This window comes from Sorangiineae bacterium MSr11367, from assembly GCA_037157805.1.
Classification (GTDB): Bacteria; Myxococcota_A; Polyangia; order Polyangiales; family Polyangiaceae; genus Pendulispora; species Pendulispora rubella.
In genome coordinates this window covers 10,793,907-10,811,600 of record CP089983.1, presented here as the reverse complement: position 1 = coordinate 10,811,600, position 17,694 = coordinate 10,793,907, and the positions used below count along the sequence as shown (strand labels likewise).

The 17,694-nt window shown below is 64.0% G+C and carries 17 protein-coding genes; 8 read left to right on the top strand and 9 right to left on the bottom strand.

What is annotated here, in order from left to right:
* Positions 1–9 precede the first annotated feature (9 nt).
* The 6 genes from LVJ94_41815 to LVJ94_41790 all read left to right on the top strand — a co-directional run bounded on the left by LVJ94_41815 (position 10) and on the right by LVJ94_41790 (position 4,697).
* Entirely contained in the window at positions 10–588 is a 579-nt protein-coding gene (locus LVJ94_41815; protein ID WXB03430.1) for an NAD(P)H-dependent oxidoreductase, read from the top strand.
* Positions 589–627: 39 nt separating this feature from the next.
* Positions 628–1,251, top strand: coding sequence for a DsbA family protein (locus LVJ94_41810; GenBank protein WXB03429.1), 624 nt, complete (start codon positions 628–630; stop codon positions 1,249–1,251).
* Positions 1,248–2,024 carry a methyltransferase domain-containing protein gene (locus LVJ94_41805; protein WXB03428.1) on the top strand — a complete coding sequence of 259 codons (777 nt, stop codon included), beginning with the start codon at positions 1,248–1,250 and terminating at the stop codon, positions 2,022–2,024. The genes LVJ94_41810 and LVJ94_41805 overlap by 4 nt, the downstream gene beginning before the upstream one ends.
* A 107-nt stretch (positions 2,025–2,131) precedes the next feature.
* Positions 2,132–3,001 carry an NmrA/HSCARG family protein gene (locus tag LVJ94_41800; protein ID WXB03427.1) on the top strand — a complete coding sequence of 290 codons (870 nt, stop codon included), beginning with the start codon at positions 2,132–2,134 and terminating at the stop codon, positions 2,999–3,001.
* Positions 3,002–3,034: 33 nt separating this feature from the next.
* On the top strand, positions 3,035–4,171 hold the full coding sequence (locus LVJ94_41795; protein ID WXB03426.1) for a hydrolase: 1,137 nt from the start codon (positions 3,035–3,037) through the stop codon (positions 4,169–4,171).
* A gap of 112 nt (positions 4,172–4,283) precedes the next feature.
* Positions 4,284–4,697 (top strand): MarR family transcriptional regulator, encoded by a 414-nt coding sequence (locus LVJ94_41790; GenBank protein WXB03425.1) that lies wholly within the window; start codon positions 4,284–4,286, stop codon positions 4,695–4,697.
* 20 nt (positions 4,698–4,717) lie between these two features.
* Here LVJ94_41790 and LVJ94_41785 read toward each other — a convergent pair whose 3' ends face one another.
* Entirely contained in the window at positions 4,718–5,728 is a 1,011-nt protein-coding gene (locus LVJ94_41785) for a hypothetical protein (protein ID WXB03424.1), read from the bottom strand.
* Between the two features lie 44 nt (positions 5,729–5,772).
* Here LVJ94_41785 and LVJ94_41780 point away from each other — a divergent pair, with 44 nt between their 5' ends.
* Both LVJ94_41780 and LVJ94_41775 read left to right on the top strand, forming a co-directional pair.
* Positions 5,773–7,413 carry an AMP-binding protein gene (locus tag LVJ94_41780; GenBank protein ID WXB03423.1) on the top strand — a complete coding sequence of 547 codons (1,641 nt, stop codon included), beginning with the start codon at positions 5,773–5,775 and terminating at the stop codon, positions 7,411–7,413.
* A gap of 5 nt (positions 7,414–7,418) precedes the next feature.
* On the top strand, positions 7,419–8,156 hold the full coding sequence (locus tag LVJ94_41775; GenBank protein WXB10796.1) for a type 1 glutamine amidotransferase domain-containing protein: 738 nt from the start codon (positions 7,419–7,421) through the stop codon (positions 8,154–8,156).
* A gap of 40 nt (positions 8,157–8,196) precedes the next feature.
* Here LVJ94_41775 and LVJ94_41770 read toward each other — a convergent pair whose 3' ends face one another.
* The 8 genes from LVJ94_41770 to LVJ94_41735 form a co-directional block, all read right to left on the bottom strand.
* Positions 8,197–10,218, bottom strand: a complete 2,022-nt coding sequence (locus LVJ94_41770) for a hypothetical protein (GenBank protein ID WXB03422.1) — start codon at positions 10,216–10,218, stop codon at positions 8,197–8,199.
* A 197-nt stretch (positions 10,219–10,415) separates the two neighbouring features.
* Positions 10,416–12,227, bottom strand: a complete 1,812-nt coding sequence (locus tag LVJ94_41765) for an acyltransferase (protein ID WXB03421.1) — start codon at positions 12,225–12,227, stop codon at positions 10,416–10,418.
* A gap of 50 nt (positions 12,228–12,277) precedes the next feature.
* On the bottom strand, positions 12,278–12,916 hold the full coding sequence (locus LVJ94_41760) for a 3-oxoacid CoA-transferase subunit B (GenBank protein ID WXB03420.1): 639 nt from the start codon (positions 12,914–12,916) through the stop codon (positions 12,278–12,280).
* Between the two features lie 169 nt (positions 12,917–13,085).
* Positions 13,086–13,757: a 3-oxoacid CoA-transferase subunit A gene (locus LVJ94_41755; GenBank protein WXB03419.1), complete on the bottom strand. Its 672-nt coding sequence runs from the start codon at positions 13,755–13,757 to the stop codon at positions 13,086–13,088.
* A gap of 8 nt (positions 13,758–13,765) precedes the next feature.
* Positions 13,766–14,278: a protocatechuate 3,4-dioxygenase subunit alpha gene (gene pcaG / locus LVJ94_41750; protein WXB03418.1), complete on the bottom strand. Its 513-nt coding sequence runs from the start codon at positions 14,276–14,278 to the stop codon at positions 13,766–13,768.
* A gap of 2 nt (positions 14,279–14,280) precedes the next feature.
* Positions 14,281–14,976 carry a protocatechuate 3,4-dioxygenase subunit beta gene (pcaH, locus tag LVJ94_41745; protein WXB03417.1) on the bottom strand — a complete coding sequence of 232 codons (696 nt, stop codon included), beginning with the start codon at positions 14,974–14,976 and terminating at the stop codon, positions 14,281–14,283.
* Positions 14,973–16,154, bottom strand: coding sequence for a 4-hydroxybenzoate 3-monooxygenase (locus LVJ94_41740; GenBank protein ID WXB03416.1), 1,182 nt, complete (start codon positions 16,152–16,154; stop codon positions 14,973–14,975). The genes pcaH and LVJ94_41740 overlap by 4 nt, the downstream gene beginning before the upstream one ends.
* Positions 16,155–16,168: 14 nt before the next feature.
* On the bottom strand, positions 16,169–17,644 hold the full coding sequence (locus LVJ94_41735; protein WXB03415.1) for a benzaldehyde dehydrogenase: 1,476 nt from the start codon (positions 17,642–17,644) through the stop codon (positions 16,169–16,171).
* Positions 17,645–17,694: the final 50 nt, after the last annotated feature.

Genomic DNA, 17,694 nt, shown 5'->3' with positions numbered 1-17,694 from the left:
AGGCATCCCGTGACCGTTATTCCGCTTCGAATCGTCGTGATCATTGCCAGCACACGCGAGGGCCGCTTCGCGACCGTCGTCGCCAATTGGCTCATCGAATACGTCAACGCGCGTGCGGGCATCGAGGTGGACGTCATCGATCTCGTCGACCATCCGCTGCCGCTCGGCCTATCGCGCAACCCAGAGCCTGCAGTGGCCAAGGCCCTGGCAGAACTGGGAGACCGCTTGATTCGCGCGGACGGATTCATCGTCCTGACCCCGGAGTACAATCACAGCTTTCCCGCGCCGCTGAAGAACTTCATCGATTGGCACTACACGCAATGGCGTGCCAAGCCGGTTGCATTCGTCAGCTACGGCGGACTGTCGGGCGGGCTGCGCGCGGTCGAGCAGCTTCGATTGGTATTTGCCGAATTGCACGCCGTGACGGTGCGCGACACGCTGAGCTTCCACAATTCATGGAAGCAATTCGGCATCGAGCAACCGCTCCCGGCCGAGGTTCCAGCCGCGGCGAAGGTGCTCTTGGATCAGCTTCATTGGTGGGCCGACGCCTTGCGTACCGCACGCGAGAAGAGCCCGTACCTGGCATGACTGCAACACCATAATCAAGCGTTCGCGCGAGGTATTTTCATGAAGTTACAACAGCAAAATTCTCGTCGGGTCGAGCTCTTTCTCGATCTCACCTGCATTCACTCGTACATCGGATTTACCCGCTTCGAACGTGCTGCCGATCGGTACCGCAAGGGCGGAGGAGAGCTCGTCGTCGTCTTCCGTCCCTTCGAGGTTGCGCCGTATGCTTCGGTCGTCGGCGAGCCCTTGCGGGACGTTCATCGGCGCCATTTCGGCGACAACGCGGCGCGGCTCGTGAACAAGATGGCCATCGTCGGGGCGCAGGAGGGACTTCCATTCAACTTCGCCCAAGCCGTGCACGTGCGGACGTTCGACGCGCACCGGGTGCTCGCCGCCGCGGCCCATCAAGGGCGCGGTGAGCTCATGGCCGAGCGTCTGTTTCGCGCCTACCTCATCGAGGGCCAGAACATCGGCCATCGCGCCACGCTCGCTCGACTAGCCACCGAGGTGGGCGTTACGATCAGCGACGGAGGCGTGATGGAGCTCGAAGCGGAGCTTGCGCGCGTGCTCCAGATGGGCATCCGCTCCGTACCGGTTGTCCGCTTCAGCGATGGGTTGACCCTCTTGGGATCGCAGTCCGAGAGCGCGTACTTGGAGGCGCTCCACGCGCCTGCCGTCGCATGAGCATGCGGATCTACAGTACGGGTTCGCTGACGAGGGGCGTCTTGTCGCCGCTCGATCAGGTGCGGCTCTTCGAACGAAAATACGATCCAGGGAGCATCGCCATTCTGCAAACGCTTCCACTTCGCCGAGAGTGGCGGTGCCTCGACATCGGTGCAGGTGCAGGCTCCATGTCGCGATGGCTGGCTGAGCGCGTGGTCCAGGGCAACGTGGTTGCCGTCGATCTCGACACGCAACACCTGGCCGCCGCACCCAACGTGACCGTGCAAAGGGCCGACATCACCCAGGCAGCCTTCGAGCACGCTTCGTTTGACCTCGTGTTTGCCCGCGCCGCGTTCGGACATCTACGAGAACCGGAGACCACGCTGCGTCGCGCGTGGAATTGGCTCCGGCCCGGCGGATGGATGGTCGTGGAGGATAGTTACCACTTGCCGCCCGAGCACGCGCCCACCGAAGCGGGCCGCATTCTCCTCGCGGCCTACCTGCGCGTCTTGGCCGAGCAAGGTGCCGACCTGGCGTGGGGCCGTAAGCTTCCTCGCGCGCTCGCCCGGATTGGATGCATCGACGTCGATGCTCGTATCACACCGGCGGGCCCCGGACAGAGCCCCGCGGATGACGATTTGATCGGCCTGCGCCTACGTCAGGAGGGGCACCGAATCGTGGAGAGCGGCCTCGTGACTTCCGAGCAATTGGCGGAATTTCTGGCTCATCTGGGCAGTCCGCTCGGCCGTGACCTCAGCGTCTTGATGGTCTCCGCGTGGGGCCGGCACTCGTGAGGTCACAAAATGAAAATCATTTGGCCGGCCACCTAGATATTTGGTCCACCAATCAATATGATTGGTCTGCCACATAAATTCTTGAATCAACTGTTCCGGAGAGGTGAATGATGTCGACGAACGACGAGATCTTGGTTTTCGGTGCCACGGGGCGGCAAGGTGGAGCGGTGGCGCGCGAACTGCTCCGCCAGGGGCGGCGCGTGCGTGTGCTCGTACGTGATCCTTCGTCGGATGCGGCTGTCGCGTTGGCAAAAGCCGGGGCGACCTTGGTGCGCGGCGATCTGGAGGACGCGGCATCGCTCGACGCCGCGCTGAAGGGAGTCTACGGCGTCTACAGCGTGCAGACGTTTCAGGGCCCCGACGGCGTGAAGGGCGAGGAGCGCCAAGGTCGCGCCGTGGCCGATGCCGCCGTGCGCGCACGCGTCCGGCACTTCGTATATGGCTCGGTCGGCGGCGCCGATCGGGAGAGCGGCATACCGCATTTCGACAGCAAAGGGCGCATCGAGCGTTACATCGAAAGCGTCGATCTCCCGGCGACCATCTTGCAGCCGACCATGTTCATGGGAAATTTCGCGTTCATCGGCCCCGCCCGCACCAAAGACGGTCTGGTGCTGTCCCTCGCGCTGGAGGAAAAAACGGCGCTGCAGATGATCGCCGTCGAGGACATCGGCGTGTTCGCGGCCAAGGCCTTCGAAAATCCGAAGCAGTATATCGGGCGCAAATTGGAAATTGCCACCGAGTCGCTGACGGGACGACAAATTGCCGACGCGTTTGCCTCGGTCGCCGGCGAGCTCGTGGCCTTCCGGCAGCAGCCGGTCGAGGAATTGCGTCGGTTCAGCAGTGAGGCGGCGCTCATGTTCGATTGGTTCAACCGCGAGGGCTACCGCGCCGACATCCCGGCCTTGCGTGTGGTTCACCCGAATCCCGTCAGCTTGGAAAGCTGGGCGCGCACCCACTGGACGTTGCCTGCAAGGTAAGCCGCCACCACTCTCACCTTAGGCGCCGTCATCATGAATGATCCGTCCCAGACATCATCATTTCGCGAGGAGATCCTTTCGATGTCCCTGCTGCAGCTCACACCGCTCAAGGACATCGCGGCCGTCGCGCAGGTGGCCGCGCGGCATGCATCGGAAGGGGAACTTCACCGGCGCTTGCACCCGGAGGTCGCTCGGGCGCTCACCGAGTTCGGGTTCGCCCGTCGGTTCGTGCCCGAGCGCTTCGGCGGAGAGCCCGTGAGCTACGCGCAGCTCACGGCGGACGTCGCCGTCGCGGGCGCCGGGTGCGCTTCGGCCGCGTGGGTGGCTTCGCTGCTCGCCTACTCGGGGCGGTTTGCGACCTTTTTACCGGAGCGCGGTCAGGAAGAAGTCTGGGCGGGCGGTCCCGATGTGAGATTCGTGGCCGCCATGATCCCGCAAGGCAGGGCCGTGCGCGTGGACGGCGGCTTTCGTCTGTCCGGCACCTGGCATTACGTGAGCGGCGTCGACTACGCGGATTGGGCGCTCGTCCTCGGGCCCGCCGCGGAGAACGCGCCTTCTCGCTTCATGGCCGTTCGACGCGAAGACTTCACGGTCGAGGATACGTGGCACACCCTGGGGATGCGCGGCACGGGCAGCCACTCGATCACGCTCACCGACGTGTTCGTTCCCGAGCATCGCACCCTGCCGCAGGCGGACTTGTTCGCGGGCAACCGTGGTGGAGTGCATGGGGCTCCGCCCCTGTTTGCGGTCAATGGCCTCACTTTCGCGGCACCGCTCCTCGGCGCGGCTCGAGGTGCCGCGCGCCTGGCTGCTGCGACGCTTGGCGACGCGCCCGGACGGCCGCCCGCGAAAGAGTCGTACCGCATCGCGTACACGCGGGCGACGGCGGAGGTCGATGCCGCCGGGTTGCTTTTGGCCCGAGTGGCCGAGAGCGTCGACGAGGGGCCGGTGACGCCAGAGTTGGTCGCGCGCAGCCGGCGCGATGCCGCGTACGCAACGCAGCTCCTCGTTGATGCCGTCGATCGGCTTTTCGAGGGCAACGGTGTCCGGAGCCAGGCGCAGTCGAATCCCCTGCAGCGTTTTTGGCGGGATGTACGCGGTGGGGCGACACATGGGGTACTTCAGTTCGAGGCCGCTGCGCTCGAGTTCACCAAGGGCCCCGGCGGCTGACGGATATCGGTACATAACGAACCACTTGGCATCGAGCAGCGCACCGACGACGATGGCTTCATGACTGGTACAGCCATCGTTCGGAGCCGTAAGCATGGATGAGCAAGACGACGTGAATCATCTCATCATACGACTTGCCCATGCCCACCGCGCGACCGCGGCCACCCTGCTCGCCGAGGTGAATCTTTATCCCGGTCAAGAGCTGCTCCTCATGCGGCTTTGGAAGACCGATGGCCAGTCGCAGACGGAGCTGGCCAATGCCTTGAACCTCGATCGTTCGACGGTAACGCGCACGGTGCAGCGGCTCGAGCAGCAACGACTCATCTACCGCAAGGCGTCCGCCACCGACGGCCGTGCCACAATCGTGTGGCTTACCGCGGAGGGCAAGAGGCTCCGCGATAAAGTCGACGGGCTCTGGGACCAACTGCGGGAACTCACGCTCACCGGGCTAACCGAACGCCACCAGACGGACCTGCAGCGGCTCCTACGCAGACTGGAGGGCAACCTACGGGGTTCCAGCGAATAAAATGGTGGTCAGGCCTGTCGCTAAAGTCGTCCCGACACCACCAGGCCCGCTTGGCCGATGCCTACCGAAGGCGCCACGCGAAGGACGTAATCCGAATGTCTCTTTCGCGCCGTGAAGAAGAGCACCGCACCGGTGACGGCCATCGCTGCACCCGCGCCCACCACGATGGTCGACACGAGCGCCCTGTCACGGGCCGCGTCGGTGGCGCGCTGACCCTCCTCGTTGCACGTGTTGTCGCTGTGCGAGCAATCCTTCTCGAACGCGTCGTCGTAGCTCGCCTTCGCGGTCAGTCCGAGGAGCCCCCCGGCGGCCATCGTGAAGAGTCCTGCACCGCCCACCAAGAGGCCGATGGCGCGTTGTGGCCCGTAGTGGGACGGGCTCATCGGCTGGACCTCCGTGCGCAGTGGCGCCTTCGGCTGGACGACGGCGCGCGATGTCTCCGTCGATGACGGCAACGCTGGGATCTCGACCCGCAAGGATGCGCCCTGCTCGATTTTTACCCTGTGGCTCCACGGCTTGCGCTCTGGTGCGGTCGCCTCGATGGTGACCTCGCCCGGATCGACCGCGATGGCGGAGCCGAGTTCGCCTTGCACGAGCGGCTCGCCGTTGCGCTTGACGATCAACCCTGGCGTCGTCGCAGCCGTCACGGTGATGCGCGCCAACTTTGGCTCGAGGGCCTTGGCGCGATCGACCGCCACCTGTTGGCGTGTCGCGTCCCCTGCGCGCGCGGCGAGAACGGCGACCTCGCGGTACAGAGCCCAGGCGCTGGCGGTGCGACCGATCTTCTCGTAGCACTCGGCCAACTTGCCGCGTGTTCCGTTGCCGGGGAGGCGCGCCAGGCTCGCCTCGAATTTGGGACACGCCTCCGCGTATTTTCCGCGCTCGAGAAGCTGCATCCCCTCGTCGAAGAGCGCGCGGCCGGCGGCGAGGGATTCGCCCGATTGTGCCCACGCCGGAGATATGGGCTGGTACGCGAAGCACGCGCACATACTCACCACCGAAACGAACGCACGGAATGCCGACGACCTCATCGTTCGACACCCTACCATACGAGGTTTGGCGTTACCCTGGCGGGATGACGCGACCGTCGTATGCACATGGCACGAGCGACATCCCCTTGCTGGGGGAGACCATCGGCGAGAACCTGCGGCGCACCGTCGAGCGCGTGCCCGATCGCGATGCGCTCATCGTTCGCTCCCAAGGGTACCGCGCGACCTATCGCCAGCTGTGGGACACCACCACCGCCTTCGCGCGGTCGCTGATCGCGCTGGGCATCAAACCGGGGGACCGCGTGGGTATCTGGTCTCCGAATCGATTCGAGTGGGTGATTGCCCAATATGCGACGGCGCGCGTCGGTGCCATTTTGGTCAACGTCAATCCGGCGTACAAAACGTCGGAGCTCGAATATGCGCTCACGCAATCTTCGGTCAGTGTGCTGTTTTTGGCGCGCCGGTTTCGGCAAAGCGATTACGTGGACATGCTCGCGCAGGTGCGCGACCGCATCCCCACCTTGCGCATCGCCGTGGTGCTCGACGACGATTGGGACCGCGTCCTCGACATGGGCAAGGACGTATCCGATGCCGATTTGGCCGCGCGCGAGCGTTTGCTTCAATTCGACGACCCGATCAACATTCAGTACACGTCGGGGACCACCGGCTTTCCCAAAGGGGCCACGCTGTCGCACCACAATGTGCTCAACAATGGCTTCTTCATCGGCGAGGGATTGCGGTTGACGGAAAACGACCGCGTTTGCATTCCCGTTCCTTTTTACCATTGTTTCGGAATGGTCCTGGGCAACCTCGCCTGCACCACACACGGCGCGGCGATGATCATCCCGGGCGAAGCGTTCGAACCTCGCCTCGTCTTGGAAACGGTGTCCGCCGAGCGCTGCACGGCGCTCTACGGTGTTCCCACCATGTTCATCGGCGAGCTCGATCTTCCGGAGTTCGACTCGTTCGATCTCTCGACCTTGCGCACGGGCATCATGGCCGGGTCGTCGTGCCCGGTGGAAATCATGCGAAAGGTCGTTTCGCGCATGAACATGCGCGAGGTCACCATCTGTTACGGAATGACGGAAACGTCGCCGGTGTCCACGCAGACGGGCGCCGACGATCCGCTGGAAAAGCGCGTGGGAACGGTGGGGCGCGTGCACCCGCACGTCGAGGTGAAGGTCATCGACCCCGAAACCGGGGTCATCGTCCCGCGTGGTGCCCGCGGCGAGCTTTGCACGCGCGGCTACAGCGTCATGATTGGATATTGGAACGACGAAGGTGCCACGAAAAATGCCATCGACCGCACCGGCTGGATGCACACGGGCGATCTGGCCACGATGGATGAAGATGGTTACGTGAACATCGTCGGCCGCATCAAAGACATGATCATCCGCGGCGGCGAAAATGTCTATCCGCGCGAAGTCGAGGAGTTCCTCCACACGCACCCCGCCGTGAGCGAGGCGCAGGTCATTGGCGTTCCGTCGGCCAAGTACGGTGAGGAGGTGATGGCCTGGGTTCGCCGAAAGCCCGGCACGTCCGTGAGCCATACGGACCTCGGCGCGTTCTGCGCGGGCAAGATTGCGACGTTCAAGATTCCTCGCTATTGGAAATTCGTCGAAGAGTTTCCCATGACGGTGACGGGCAAGATTCAAAAATTCCGCATGCGGGAAATGGCCATCGTCGACCTCGGCCTGCAAAACGTTGCCGCGACGAAGATGGCGTGATTGCCATGCGAGTCCTCATTCCACTTCCCGATCGCGATTTCGACGTCACCGAGGTGGCGGTGCCGTGGCACGAGCTCGTTTCCCACGGGCATTCGGTCACCTTTGCCACGGAGGACGGCGCGCGTCCTGCGGCGGATCCGCTCTTGTTGCGCGGGGTGATCTTCGGCCAACTCGGGGCCGCGCCCGAGCCCAAATCGCTTTACGAGAAACTCGAGCGCGACGATGCGTCGTTCGCCGCGCCCATGCGTTACCGCGACATCGATGTTGCTGCCTTCGATGGTTTGCTTCTCCCAGGAGGCCATGCCCAGGGCATGCGGCAATACCTCGGTAGCGAGCTGCTTCAATCGAAAATTGCCGCGTTCTGGCAACTCGAGCGGCCCGTGGGGGCCATCTGCCATGGCGTTTTGCTGCTCGCGCGGGCCATGCACCAAGGCAAGAGCGTGCTCGCGGGGGTGAAGACCACGTGCCTGCCGAAGTACATGGAGCGAAGTGCCTATTTGCTGACCTTCTGGAAACTCGGCCGCTATTACCGTACCTATCCCGAATACGTGGAGGATGAGGTCAAACGCGCCCTCGGGCGTCCCGCCGAGCAATTCGTCCTTGGACCGCGCACGCTCAGCCAACGCGGCACGGCCACCGACGATCGGGCCGCCTTCGTCGTCCGCGATGGACGTTACGTTTCGGCGCGGTGGCCTGGCGATGCGTATCTTTTCGCCAAGACGTTTCGCGGCCTTCTCGAATGACGCGCTCCGGGCTCGACGACGACGTCGCGCTTGGTCTCCCTCAATCGTCGTCGTCGTCACTCTCGTCGTCGTCGTCACTCTCGTCGTCGTCGGCTCCGCCGCTCTTCAAGATGCTTGCGAGATGCTCGGCGGAGACGTGCTCGGGATCGAGACCGTACGACCGGACGATTTCCTTTGCCTCTTCCTTCAGACGCTCTCCCTCGGCACCTCCCAGCTTTTCCCCTATCCTTGCCAGCGCGCAGGCCACGAACGGGGGTCGTTGGCCGCTGCCCTGGTTGCGGTGAAATTCGTTCACCGCCATTTGATAGTAGTTGCGAACATCGGACTCTTTCCCGTCGAGAAGAGCCTCTCCCTCGTCGATCGTCATTGCCAAGTCGTAATACGCCATCGCTCGAGAGTCCGCGTCGAACCCGGCCTCGCTGCAGACGAAATTCAATCGCGTTCGGCACCATTGAATCGCTTCTTCGTGTTTGCCCGCCTTTTTCAACAGGCGCGGATACATGACGAGCGATAGCTCCATGCGATCCTTCGAGTCGTCATGATTTCGATGCGCGCCGCACCACGCAATCACCCTATCGAGGCAGCGAGAAACCAGTGCCGCGACGTCATCCGCGACGGATGGGGCGGGATCGTCGCAAATGGTGCAACACCCATCGAGCAAACAAGACGAGATGCTACTCTGCGCTTCGGCGTCGTGCGCGTGCAGCGAATCGAGTCGTTCCAGGAAGAGCTCGAACCATTTCGTCTTCTCGAGCGCCACCGCTCGCTCCAAGAGGTGCTTGCAAAAGCTCGCGGTGTCATCGTTGACGCTCCGATGCGTGGAAAAATAGGCCTCGACGGCGCGACTCATCTGATCGTCCACGAGCTCCTCTTGCCCCTCGTCCTCTTGAAACTGTGCCCGCCAAAGATATGTGACCCCGAGGCAAAGGCCGGGGCGGTTGGTTTGTACAGCCGTGGCCAGTGCGTCGTTCAAAGCTTGTTCGCGATTCGGATCCTCGTACTCCCAATTGTCGGTCAGCTCGTCGATGAGATCGACCCACTCATCGAATGCGCCTTCGTGCGACACGGCGTAGTCGCTCTCATCGGCGTTCAAAAAGCCTGCGTAGCCACCGCTCGGAACATAGTCCGGATCCCGACCTTGCGACTGAACGATGGCGCGTGCTTCTTGGACGAGCGCATGACTGCCGTACTCAGGGCCGTTCCTCGTCGAGAACGACAGCAGAACGTCGACCAGCAATGGGCTCTTGTCATCGTGCTTCCGAATTTCGTTGATGGCGCTTTCGTAGTGATCGCGAACTTTGGAATCAATGTCGTCTTCATCCAAAAGATTCTCGCCGTCCGCCAGCGCCTTGCCCAGCTCAGCGTGCGCTTTCCCTCGATCCATTGCGTCGAACCGATCGTCCGAGCGAACGAGATTCAGCTGTGTTTTCAGCCAGTAAACGGCATCCGGATACTTGTTTTGTCGCTTCAAGAACTCTGAATACCCGTGGATGGCTCGCGACATCAGTTTCCATTCTTCGTCGATCCATTGACCACGGTGCGCCTCGCAGCAGGCGATGACCTTCTCGAAGTAGCGCGTAATCCATCCCTCGACGGTATCGGGCATACTGGCGTACAGATAATCGCGGAAGCCTTCGGCGCCGCGGCAGACGTAGAGCATGAGTTTCCGTTGTTGATCTGGTTCGCTCGCGTGGCGGGAGCCGAGCTGCTCGAGGAAGATGTCGAACCACTTTGGCTCGCGCATGGCCACGGATCGTGACAAGATCTCCATGCAGAAGGTCGTCGAGTTTGCGCCGATCGTCGTGTGGCTTGGGAGATACTCTTCGAGTGCGCGACTCATGTGATGGTGAATCGCGTCCTTTTTTTCTTCCACATAGGCCAAGTGGGCGAGGCGGAGATGCGTGCGTGCGCTGCAAAGGCCGGGCGCGTTCGTCTTCCGAGCCGCCACGAGAGCTCGATGCAGCAGTTCCTGGGTTTGGGCATGCGCGACTTTGCAGAAACCGGCGGTCGCCTCCTTCTCGAGCTCACTCCAATGCGCAAATGCCAATTCTTGATCGTTCATACAATGACCTCGTATCAATACGACACGCCAACATCGCCGAGTCGTGTTCTCTGGATGTTGATGATTGATGTAATGAAAATAACGGCCGCAAGACGTCATTGGGATGACGTCGGCGGTTCGATCAAAAAATCGACGCGGCTCGTCCGGCTATAGCTTGGTAAGCTCGGTGCGAGCCCTGCGGCCTTCTGGAATGAGCCTCACGGCCGGATGCGGTCGAACACCCACCGCGCGAGATCGGCGGCGCCCTCGATGGAGTAGTGGGCGCCGTCGGGGCGGATGGGGACGCCGTCGTGTTCGCGCTGGCAGGTGCCCTTCGGGCAGAGGTATTCGGCGAGATCGAGCACGTCGACGTCCTTGGAGAGGGCGGCGGTCTTGCGGATGGTCGCGTTGATGCAGTCGACCTCCGCGCGGAAGTCGGCGCGGTCCCAAGGACCGAGCGGGTAGGGGACGGTCACCGCCCACACGCGCGTGTCCTCGCGTTTCAAGTCGTCGAGGCGCTTGGTGAGCGTCTCCTGGAACTTGTGGTTCCATTCGCGGTGACACGCCTTGTGCCAGCGGTTCTTCACGGTGAGGCCGTGCAAGAAGGCGCCGCCCAGAAACACCAGGCTCGCGTTGGGCTGCATCGAGGCGGTGTGCTGCGCCCACAGGTGCCCGTCGCAGGTGTCCCACAGCATCGTGCAACCGTCGCGCCCCATGAGATCGACGGCGACGCCCGGTGCGTGAAGTCCGCGCAGGCCCCAGCCCAGCGAGTTGGCCGTGGAGTCGCCGACGAGCATCACGCGAAATTGCACCGGTTCGTCGGCGGGGGGCGGCTCCGCGGGGCCCGAAGAAAGCGTGGGCGGCGCGAAGGCTTGCGGCTCGCTCGACGAGGCGCGTGCGGAGGTTGCGCGCACCACGAAGAGCACGACGAGCGCGAGCGCCGAAGGCACCACGTACACGGGCTGCCCGAGGCGAAGCCTGCCCTGACGAATCGGTTGCTCAAGGTACCAATACGAGACGATGGCGATGCCGAAGGTGAGCGCCATCTGCACCAGTGGGAGCCATCGCCCGGCGGCGATGCGCTCTGGCGTGAGCCATACGTCGATGGGCCAATGCCAAAGGTAGACGCCGTAGCTGACGGTCCCGACCCACGTGAGCGGCCGAAAGGACAGGGCCCGCGCCACGAGGCTGCGTTCCCCCGCCGTCGCGCATGCAATGAGCACGAGCGCGCCCGCCTCGGTGAGCCACAGGCCACCGCGGTACAAGAACGGATCCTGCCCATCGAGCGAACACCACGCGATGCCCAGCCCCACGATGGACGCGAGTCCGAGCGCATCGAGCGCGCGCACCGTCCGCGGAGAAAATGAGCCACCCAGCGGGAGCACCGCGGCGAGGGCGGCGCCCGCGAGAATGCCAGCGGCGCGCGTATCCGTGCCGAGGTACACGCGGGAGGCGTGCTCGGCGTCGAACAACGCGAGCATCGCCAGCATGGAGAGCGCGGTGAGCACCAGCGATGCCAGCAGCACCGCGCGGCTTTTCCAGCGACGGAGCAGCAGCGCCACGAGCAGCGGCCAGAGCACGTAGAACTGCTCCTCGATGGCGAGGCTCCACGTGTGCTCGAGCGGCGATGGCGTGACGAAGAGGTCCCAGTAGCTCTTTTGCGCGAAGATGGTGCGCCAGTTCGCCACGTACGCGAGGGTCGCCAGGCCATCGGCGCGCAGTCCCGAAAGCTCGTCCGGCTTGGCGAAGAACCGGCTGTAGATCGCCACGGCGAGCATGACGCAGAGCAAGGCCGGCATCAGCCGCTTGGCACGGCGCACCCAGAATGGCGCGAGCGCGATGCGCCCGGTGGTGCGATGCTCGGCGAGGAGCAGCGACGTGATGAGAAAGCCCGACAGCACGAAGAACAGGTCGACCCCGAGGTAGCCGCCGGGAAGCGCACCATTCGCGTGGAAGAAGAGCACCCCGAGCAGCGCCAGCCCGCGCAACCCGTCCAGGGCGGGAAGATGAGGAACGGCGTGGTTTCGCAACGTCGGGCGACTATAGGCCGCCTTGCTGCCCCGCGTCACACTCGCCGGTTCTACCGGAGCGGCGCACCTGTACGAACGTCTAGGTCCTCTTTCGTGAGGCCCTTCACCATCTCGACGATCTGGAAGCCCTGCGGCGTGACGTCGATGACCGCCAAGTTCGTGTAAATGCGCTGCACCACGCCCAGCGCGGTGAGCGGGTACGAGCATCGGTGCACGAGGCGGGCGATGCCCTCCTTCGTGGTGTGCTCCATCATGACCCAGATCCGCTTGGCGCCGACGGCGAGGTCCATGGCACCGCCGACGGCAGGGGCCATGTCGGCCTCCGACGTTGCCCAGTTGGCGATGTCGCCATTCTCGGCCACCTCGTACGCGCCAAGAACACAGAGATCCAAATGGCCGCCGCGGATGATGGCGAAGCTATCCGCGTGATGCATGTACGCCCCGCCCGTCTGCAAGGTGACGTGCTGCTTGCCGGCATTCACGAGCCAATCGTTGCAATGCTCGGGTGCGGGGGCGGGCCCCATACCCAAAATGCCATTTTCGGAGTGGACGACGATCTCACGATCGCGGGGCAACACGTCGGCAATGATCGTGGGAATCCCGATCCCAAGGTTCACATACCACCCCTCGGGAATGTCACGAACGACGCGTTCGGCCATCTGGCGACGTGTGAGCGGCTCGAATCTCATGCGGCAACTCTTAGGAGAGAGAATTGACATGAAGGCGGGAAGGCGGGAAGGCGTTTCGGCACGAGGCGTCGCGGAACGCTGATTTTGGGTTTTCCAGTTGGCTCACTGCGCCAATTGAAATCCCAAAAACCTTCCCGCCTTCCCGCCTTCATGTGAATTCTCTGAATGGTCATTGAGGCACCGGGAAGTGGACCACGCGGTGGACGTAGACGCCGGGGGTGACGATGGCTTCGGGATCGAGGGTGCCGAGTTCGACGATGTGGTGCGTTTGGACAATGGTGAGCTTGGCGGCGGTGGCCATGACGGCGTTGAAGTTTCGCCCCGTTTCGCGGAACGTGAGATTGCCCCAGCGATCGGCCTGCCATGCTTCCACGAGGGCGACGTCGGCCGGAAGTGCGTATTCGAGCACGTGGGGGCGGCCATCGATGATGCGCGTTTCTTTGCCCTGCGCGAGGCGGGTGCCGTACGCGGTGGGCGTATAGAAGGCGCCGACGCCTGCGCCGGCCGCACGAATGCGCTCGGCCAGGGTGCCCTGGGGGACGATTTCGAGCTCGATTTTTCCCTGCCGGTACAGTTCCTCGAACACGACGGAGCCTGCACTTCGGGGGAAGCTGCAGAGGATGCGTCGCACCCGCCCGAGCTCCATGAGGCGGGCCAAGCCGACGTGGCCGGTGCCCGCGTTGTTGGAGACGATGGTGAGATCTCCGGCGCCCTGTTCGATCAATCCATCGATGAGGGCATTGGGTTGCCCCACGGAGCCGAAGCCGCCCACGAGCACCGTGGCGCCGTCTCGAATGTCCGCGACGGCTTCGCGAATCGATGGTACGCGCTTGTCGATCATATTCGTCGTTAGACCTCGAAAAACACGGTTTCGTTTTCCCCCTGCAGCCGAATGTCGAATTGCCATCGCGCCTCGCCCACCGGATGCGCCAACAAGGTGGGGCGGCGGGCCGGATCGATGGATTGCAGCACCGGATCGCGCTCGTTCATGGGATGGTTGGCGAAGTAGGCGCGGGTGAGGAGCGGCTTGAGCAGACCGCGCGCGTGCACCAGCACGGTGATGTGCGGGGCTTGCGCCGGATGATCGTCCGGGATGAGCGTGCGGATGCGAAAGGTGCCTTCGGCGTTGGTGGCGCAACGGCCCCATCCCGGGAAGGTGTCGCTCGCGGGCGGGCTCGTTTGCCACGTTTCGATGCAGGCATCGGTGACCAGTGCACCGTTTCCGTCGACGATGCGGCCGGTGAGGATGAGCGGGCGACGCTCCCCCGTGTCGCCCCCGAACCGGGTCAGGTCGCACCAGTCTTCGTCGGCAAGGCCGTGCCAAAACGGCCCGATGGTTTGCTGGCTCGTTGCGGAGGTCATGCTCATGTTCCTTCGAACGGGGTGCTTCGGGTCCCGCGCAGCACCAGATCGAACCTGTAGCCCAGTGCGTATTCCGGCAAGGTTAATTCGATGTCAAACGTGGATATCAGGCGCCGCCGCGCTTCGGCGTCCGGAATGGAATTGTAAATCGGATCGAGCGCCAGCAAAGGGTCCCCGGGAAAATACATCTGCGTAATGAGCCGCGAGGCACACCCGGGTCCGAATAGCGAAAAGTGAATATGATTCGGCCGCCACGCATTGTGATGGTTGCGCCACGGATACGCGCCGGGCTTGATGCTCATGAATCGATAGAGCCCATCGTCATCCGTGAAGACGCGCCCCACACCGGGAAAATTCGGATCCACGGGCGCATCGTGCGTGTCGCCGGGGTGGTCGTAGCGCCCCGCCGCATTGGCCTGCCAGAGCTCGATCATGGTGTTCGAGACCGGGCGCCCGTCCTCGTCGGTCACCCGCCCGGCCACGACGATGCGCTGCCCGGCAGCCTCGCGGCCATCCGCCGTTTTGGACATGTCCGCGATGGGTGGAACGTGCCGTGGCGAAAAGGTCGGCCCGCTCGACTCCGTGCATCCCGGGGGGAGGCGGACCAACGGCTGCAGCGGTGAACGCTTGCGCGTGCTCTGGTAAGCCTCGTGCAGGTACTCGGGCTGGCTGCCCGCGGTGTGCGGTCGGTAATTCATTGGAAGGGCAATCCCGCGTAGTTTTCCGCCAGCGAACGCTGGGCCGCCACGGACGATGTGAGGTAATCGAGCTCGGCGAGCTGAATGCGAACGTCGAAATCCGTCGAAATGGGCCCGCGGTGGAAGGTGGAGGTCATCCAGGACGAAAAGCGCTCCGCCTTCCACACGCGGCGCAAGCACCGCTCATGATATTGCTCGAGCAACGATTCATCGCCGCGTCGGTAAAAGGCCTCCACCGCCTCGGCGAGCCATCGCACGTCGGCCACGGCGAGGTTCATGCCCTTGGCGCCCGTCGGAGGAACGATGTGTGCGGCGTCGCCGGCCAGAAAGAGGCGCCCGTGGCGCATCGTCTCGCAGACGAAGGCGCGCATGGGGGTGATGCCTTTTTGCAGAATGGGCCCGTCGTTCAGCACGAACCCGTCGCGGGTGGCCAAGCGCGCGGCGAGCTCGGACCAGATGCGGTCGTCCGACCACGCGTCGAGTGATTCGTTCGGTGCGCACTGCAAATAGAGCCGGCTCACCGTGGGCGAGCGCATGCTGAGCAGCGCGAAGCCTCGCTCGTGGTGCGCGTAAATGAGCTCGCGCGAACTGGGCGGCGTCTCGGCGAGAATGCCAAGCCACGCGAAGGGAAACTCCCGGTCGAAGCAGCGGAGCGCGCGTTCCGGGATGGCGGCGCGGCAGACGCCGTGGAAACCGTCGCACCCGGCGATGACGTCGCACGCGAGCTCCGTCTCCTGCGAAGCTCCATGCTCGCGGTAGCGGATGCGCGGCCGGTCCGTATCGAGGTCCTCCACGCGGACGTCCTCCACCTCGAACCGAAGCGGCCCATCGTAGGCGAGGCGCGCCGCCACCAAGTCGCGCACGACCTCGTGCTGGCCGTACACCGTGATGCCCTTGCCGGTGAGCTCGCGAAAATCGATCCGGTGCGTGCGCCCGTCGAAGCGGAGGAACACGCCTTCGTGCACCAGCCCTTGCCGATGCATGCGTTCGCCGAGCCCCGTTTCGGTGAGCACGTCGACCGTGCCTTGCTCGAGCACGCCCGCGCGAAGCCGGCTCTCGATGTACGTTCGCGAGCGCGCCTCGAGCACCACGGACTCGATGCCGCGAAGATGAAGGAGATGGGCGAGCAGGAGCCCTGCCGGTCCTGCCCCCACGATGCCTACCTGCGTGCGTTCCATGTTCATAGGATGATCTAAAACGGACGCGCTGGGGGCTGCTCGCGAACGGTCATCCACTGCCATTGCGTGAATTCTTCCCAATTGGCTGGGCCGCTTACGCTCGTTCCATTGCCCGAAATGCCCACGCCGCCGAATGGATTGACGATCTCGTCGTCCACGGTCTGATTGTTGATATGAAGCAGACCGATGCGCAATTTGCGCCCCAGCGCCATGGCGCGCCCCACCGATCCGGAGAGAATGCCCGCCGAGAGCCCGTAGTCGGTTTGGTTGGCCAGGGCGATGGCTTCTTCATCGTCGTCGAACGCGGTCACCGGTGCCACGGGGCCGAAGATTTCCTCGTCGAAGGCGCGCATGCCGGGACGAACGCCGCTCAGCACCGTGGCTCGATAAAAGAGCTTCTCGAAGGTGCCGCCGGCCTCCAACGTTGCACCTGCCGCCACCGTGTCGCGCACGATGCTGGCGACGTGATCGAGCTGCGCCTGGTTGATGAGCGGACCGAGAACCACGTTGCCTGCCGCCGGATCGCCCACCGGAAGGTGTTTGGCTTTTTGGGCGAGGCGCGCGACGAACTCCTTTTCGAGCTTGCGTTGCACCAGCACGCGGCCCGTGGCCATGCAGATCTGCCCTTGATGCAGGTACGCGCCGAACGCCGCATTGGACACGGCGAGATCGAGATCGGCATCGTCGAGCACCACCAGCGAGTTCTTTCCGCCCAGCTCGAGCGACACCTTCTTCAAGTGCCGGCCCGCAAGCTCGCCGACCTTGCGCCCGGCCGACGTCGAGCCGGTGAATTGAATCATGCCGACATCCGGATGGCTGCATAGCGCCGCACCGGCATCGGCACCGCCGGGGAGCACGTGAAGCACGTCGGGCGGCAGGCCCGCCGCCTCGAAGAGCCGCGCAATGACGAAGCCCCCGCAGATGGCCGTGCGCGGATCGGGCTTGAGCACGACCGCATTGCCCACGGCGAGCGCCGGTGCCACCGCCCGCAGCGCGAGGATGAAGGGAAAATTGAAGGGCGAGATGACGCCCACCACCCCAATGGGACGGCGCCGCGCGAGGCTCGTCACGTCCGCGGGGCTTGCGAGCACCACGCCCTGAGGCTGCGATGGCATGGCCGCGGCCTCGAGGATACTCTTGAGCGCAATGCCCAGCTCGAACTCCGCCTTCGGCTGCGTGGAGCCGCTTTCGCGCACGATCCACGGCACAATCTCGGCGGCGTGTTCTTCGACCAGCCGCGCGGCCTTGCGAAAGATGGCCGCGCGCTCCTCGTAGGATCGAGCGGCCCACGCGCGTTGCGCCTGCCGGGCCGCCGTTGCGGCGCGCGCGATGTCGTTCGGGCCCGCGATCCCGATCCGGCTGAGCACACGCGAGGTCGCTGGCTCGACGGCATCGGCTGCGCTTTCCAGCTCGCGCCACCCCGACGAAAACACCTTCCCGCGCCACACGGATTCGTCGAGTAGGTCGGCAAGCAATTCAGCGCTTCTCATTTTCGCCTCCGAAAAGTTTGTTCGATAAACGAACATTTGTTCGAGATCGC